A 5,016-nucleotide genomic window follows, 5' to 3' on the forward strand; every position below is an offset into this window, starting at 1 on the left:
AACTCCACCGTGTATCGCGCGCGGCGATTCGATCCGTCTTTCTTGCTCATCTCTCGTTCTCCATGAATGCATTTTCAGCTTCAGCTATGGAGTACGTTTTTTGGGGGCAAGGCCATTCGACTGTCGAGCGACAGATCAAGTCCTTGCTGCTCAAGGTTTCACGTCAGCGTCCCATACGAGGGTTGGACGATCTTCCCTTTGTCTCGCTGGGGCTGCTGCGTCGCTCGGCACCCGTGGTGATGGAGGCGGTGCGTGGCTTCTCACCCAATGACCAGCGACGGCCAACACCGCCCCCGATGTTCGGTGATGAGCAAGTTGCTGCCGGCGCCCATCGTCTGCGCCGGCTCAGCAGCAATCCGAATCGCGATGTGGCACTTCTCTACATCTTGCTCTGCACCGGGGCTAAGCCGCTCGAGATCGCTCGGATGCTGGTGCGCGACTATCTCAATCACGACGGAAGCGTCCGAGGCGAATCAGAACTTCGCCAGCAAGCCGCGATCGGTGGGCACGCGAGGCCGTTGTACTTCAGCTCAGCGCGCGCCTGTGCCGCTATCGACTCCTACCTCGAGGAGCGAAGCCGCCGCAAAGTGGGTTTGGGTTCGAAGGGAGCCTATCGGGGCCTGGATCCTGAAAGCGCGCTCTTCCTCACAGAGCATTGCCGTCCGTTTGAGGTACGTCCCCGCAGCGTCCGTGACCCCCGGCCTACCAGCCCGGTTCTCATCGCAACCTACCGAGTGATCCTTCATCGGGCTGGCTGGGAAGGCTTCACCGCCCAGGCGGTTCGCCGAATTGTCGCGCAGAGGTTGACGGAAAGGGGCGCGGACAAGCAGCAGGTCGGGCAGCTGCTGGGGCTGGCCAGCAATCGATCGGTCAAGCGCCTCTTGGAACGGCCCCCTCAGTCGTTGGAGGCGCTCGTGAAGGACTTGGTATAGCGCGCAACCCGGGAGCCGTCACATGGATCAAATCCGCTACTTTGTTCGAGGCAGAACCTATCCGTCCGGCGATCCCTTGCTACAGGACGCGTTGGCCCGCGTGTACGACTCGTCCGAGCGGCCGCGGTGCATGTGCGTGCAAGGTGGCGTCGAGATGTATGTCGCGAAGCATGCCGAGTTCGTGATCAAGCGTATGCCCGGCACGGGCCACCTGCACCACGTGGCGTGCCACTCGTTCGAGCCCGAGGGCGGAGTGTCTGGGATTGGCGAACTCATGGGCGAGGCGATCGTCGAGCATGCTCCGGAGCAGGTCGAGATCCGAACCGCTTTCGCGCTGGCGCGCACGGCGGGCAGGCCGCTACCTCGCGGTGAGCAGGCGGACGACCCACCGTCGATCAATGCGCCGCGTAAGCGCATGAGCTTGCGCGCAGTCCTTCACTTCCTGTACGACCGCGCCGGTGGTACCCGGCGATGCAGGGCCGCCGGTCCCAGTCGGTGATCAGCCGCTTCCTCACCGCGGCAGCGCGCGGTGTCATGGTGAAGGGCGGAACCCTCGAGGAGCGGCTGTTCGTGCCCGAACAGTTCCGGGTTCCGGACGCAGAGGAGATCGGAGAGCGCAGGCGACGCAAGCTGGCAATACTGCTCTCGCCCGAAGACGATGTGCAGTTCAAGATGGCCATCCTCATCGGGCAACTGACACTGCCTGTCCAATCAACCACGTACGGGCGCCGCATGACAGTCAAGCACATGCCCGACGTGCCCGTCTACATCGACAACAAGGCGTGGGAGAAGGCTGAGCGCGCATACAAGGCGATCCTCCAGGCCGTCGACGCCGACGTCGAGCACAAGCCCCACGTCGTGATGGCCGCGCTGATCTACGCGAAGCGCGAGCACACCTATCAGGTCGATTCGCTGACTTTGATGCTGGTGACCGACCAATGGATACCGCTGGACGGCCTGTACGAACTGCCGCAGATCGAAGAGCTGACGCGTCAAGGGCAGGCCTTCATCAAACCACTGAAGTTCGACGCAAAGACGGCGGCCGGCTTCCCCAATGTGTTGCTGCTCGACGCTGGAGCTTCACCGGTTCCCTTGAACATCGTGAGTCCGTTCATGGACGCCAAGGACCGCGCCATCAAGGAGAAGGTCATCAAGACGGCGGCCGGCGCGGCCTGGTGTTGGGAGACGGACAAGGAGATCCGCCTTTGCCGCCTCGCGTCAACACTTCGCGGCAGCCCCGGCCTGCGGCAGCTGGGGTTGACCAATCCGAGATTGCCGGCGACACGGGAGCAGCAACGTGCCAATGACTCCGGCGACACCCAGCACACGCAGCGCCGACGCCTTGGCGTACGCCCTCATCGATTCGGTGGCGACGCTCCAGCCGCGAGACGACCTGCGCGGGCGACCGGGACACGCTCCGATGTTCGTGCCGTTTCACCATGTCATGAGCAATCGCAAGCACTGCAGTGCCTGCTGGTCGGACGTGCTTCGCAAGCTAACGATCGAACTGCAGAGGATTCACGCAGACTCTCAGCCGATCCTCTACCTCGACAACGTCCCGGCGGACAGTCTTGCTGAAGTGTCGGAGCGTTTTCGGCACTTCGGGAAACCCGGCGCGATTTGCGGCTCGTTCTGCATACTGAGCCGGATTGAAGATCTGGGCAACGGCACCAGGGCCAAGTCCCGTTCGCAAGGGAAGCGACGACGGGGTTGATCTGGCGACAACTCCTGGGAGCATGAATCGGCAACCAAAGGAGGCCGATCATGTCAGAGGACACTGGTGCGCGATCAAAAGACAAGAAGCGGGGCAGGGTGCCCATGCTCTCGCTGGAGCAGTGCAAGCAGATCGCCGTGGCGTTCGACGGCACCACAGCGTGCATCGATGAGTTGCTGGCCACCTGGTCGAAGCTGAAGCCCGGACTCATGCGCCACAACATCGTCCAAGCCGCGAAGCGCGGAGGCTACGAGACCAGCAAGCAGCGCAAGTCGTGGGCCAAGCACGAAGACAAGTACATCGCGGAGAACTGGCACCGCATGTCGGCGGATGCGATTGCCGCCGCCCTGGGGCGCAGCTTCAATTCCGTCAACCTTCGTCGCAAACGGATCGGCATTGGCAGGTACGACGGAGAGGACCTGACGGTTCGCGACATCGAAGAACTGACCCGGATCGACCACCGACAGTGGCACGAGTTCATCGACCGCGGCTGGCTGCGAGCGCGCAAGCGTTCCCGCCGCCACGGGGCGGCACCAATCACCTACGTCTCGCAGCGTTCATTGCGCTCGCTCTTGGTGGCGCATCCCGAGGTGTACGACTACCGGGCAGCACCAAAGGCGACTCGGGTGGCGCTGGAGTTGGACGGCCTTCCCGATCCTCCCTCCTGGAAACGAGTGGTTTGCCGGTCGAATGCCTGGCATTCACAGGTTCGGCTGACGCAGGTCGGCAGGAAGGTCACGCACGGCAAGGCTGAGCTGGCCGAGAAGCGGCATTCGTTTCGCCATCGCTCGTGTGCCGAGGAGGGCGGCACGGCCTTCTGGAGCCGACTCTACGCGTTGCCGTCGTGTCCTCGGTGCGGTTGCCAGGTGTCCAGGTATTCGGAGGACGGCTTGTTCACGGACATGGATCCGGGCGACGACGAGGTCATCGATATCCAGGCCCGCAAGCTGGGGCTGGAGTGGAAGGAGGGAAAGCTGCGAAACGCGGCCGGAGAGGTGGTCGACGACCGAGACGTGATGGCGTGCCTGTTCGGTGGGGACCGCAGTGCGACGCGCTCAGTGAAGGCCTTCGAGAAGCTGCTGGAGGCCGGCCTGTCGCTGGTGACGTCGGACCCGGTGCCGCCGCAGGTCCTGCTGGACAACATCCTTGACCTTGAGCTTCGGCCTGATCAGGAGGACGCCCTGCGGACATTCGTGGACGCTGGCGCGATGACGGCTGCCCACGCCATGAGCTTCGGCAAGAGCACGCTGGGCATGATGGCCATGACGCGCATCGAGGGCAGACACCTGCTGATGGTCGACACCCAGCTGTTGCGCGATCAATGGATCGAGAAGCTCACGGCTCTCTTACCGCGCGTGGAGGTCACACGCTGGCACAAGCCTGCCAAACATGTGGTGAAGGTGTTCGATCGCGCCGACGCCCCGCGCTGCACGATCGACATCTTCAGCTACCAGACCCGGGCCAAGCTTGATGGCCCTTGGGTGGTGGGCTGTTTCGACGAGGTCCACCGGCTGCCGGCGGCGCGGGCCCACCGGCACGCGTTCGCGCGAACCCAGTACCGCATCGGGCTCTCATCGACGCCCGACATGCGGTGCGACGGCCGCGGTGCGTTCGTGTCGAAGATGACCGGAGCCTTGGTCGGGGGCGACTGGACCGCCCAGATGGAGTCCGGCGTCGTCAAGCGAATCCCCGTCAAGGTCCTCCTCGTCGAGGACCTCGAGCACAAACACGAGGTGGTCGGGGATCTCCTGATGCAACACGAATCGGTGGTCGTGCTGTGCGAGTCGATCGCCGACGGACGGGAACTTGAACTGAGATATGGCATTCCGTTCATCCACAGCCAGACCAAGAACAAGCTTCGTGTGCTGCGGGCGTCGAAGAACATGGTGCTTTCGAGGATCGGGGACGCCGGCATCAGCGTGCCGCACTGCGAGGTGACCATCGACCATTCGGGCCTCTTTGGATCGCGCATCCAAAGCCTGCAGCGGCTGGGCCGCTTGATGCATTCGGATCGGGCGCAATACCACTGCATTTTGATGACCAGCGTGGAGCGGCACGAGCGCTTTGCGGCCCGCGTTGAGGCCATCAAGGCGAAGGGGTTCCCGGTGACCGAGGAGGTCGCCGCGAGGAAGAAAGCGAGCGTCCATCGGCTGCTCAGTCCGGCGCTGCAGGTGCGCGTGTCCGCACAAGAGAATCCCTATCTGTCCATGCTGGGGTGGAAGAAGGACGCCTTGAGCCAGGTTGTCTGACCCGTAGCCTGGGACCATGGTGTTAGCGCCGGTGTAAATGCGCTGTTATTTGCTGGCGAGGACGCGGTTTTCGGCGGTCACGGGGTGCTGGAATGCAGTGTTTGAAGGACGAAGCGCAGAT

2 protein-coding genes and 1 pseudogene are annotated in these 5,016 nt (G+C 63.2%); all 3 read left to right on the top strand.

Annotated features, from left to right (window positions below; translation table 11 throughout):
* Positions 1-86 precede the first annotated feature (86 nt).
* The 3 genes and pseudogenes from AC30NL_RS09085 to AC30NL_RS09095 all read left to right on the top strand — a co-directional run bounded on the left by AC30NL_RS09085 (position 87) and on the right by AC30NL_RS09095 (position 4,895).
* A complete protein-coding gene (locus AC30NL_RS09085; RefSeq protein WP_489463683.1) occupies positions 87-932 on the top strand; it encodes a site-specific integrase in 846 nt (281 codons plus the stop codon).
* 22 nt (positions 933-954) lie between these two features.
* Positions 955-2,510 (top strand): annotated as a pseudogene (locus tag AC30NL_RS09090) (DUF1173 family protein).
* 186 nt (positions 2,511-2,696) lie between these two features.
* Positions 2,697-4,895 (top strand): DEAD/DEAH box helicase, encoded by a 2,199-nt coding sequence (locus tag AC30NL_RS09095; RefSeq protein ID WP_489463684.1) that lies wholly within the window; start codon positions 2,697-2,699, stop codon positions 4,893-4,895.
* Positions 4,896-5,016: the final 121 nt, after the last annotated feature.

This window comes from Rhizobacter sp., from assembly GCA_021153565.1.
In the GTDB taxonomy this organism is placed as follows: Bacteria; Pseudomonadota; Gammaproteobacteria; order Burkholderiales; family Burkholderiaceae_C; genus Albitalea.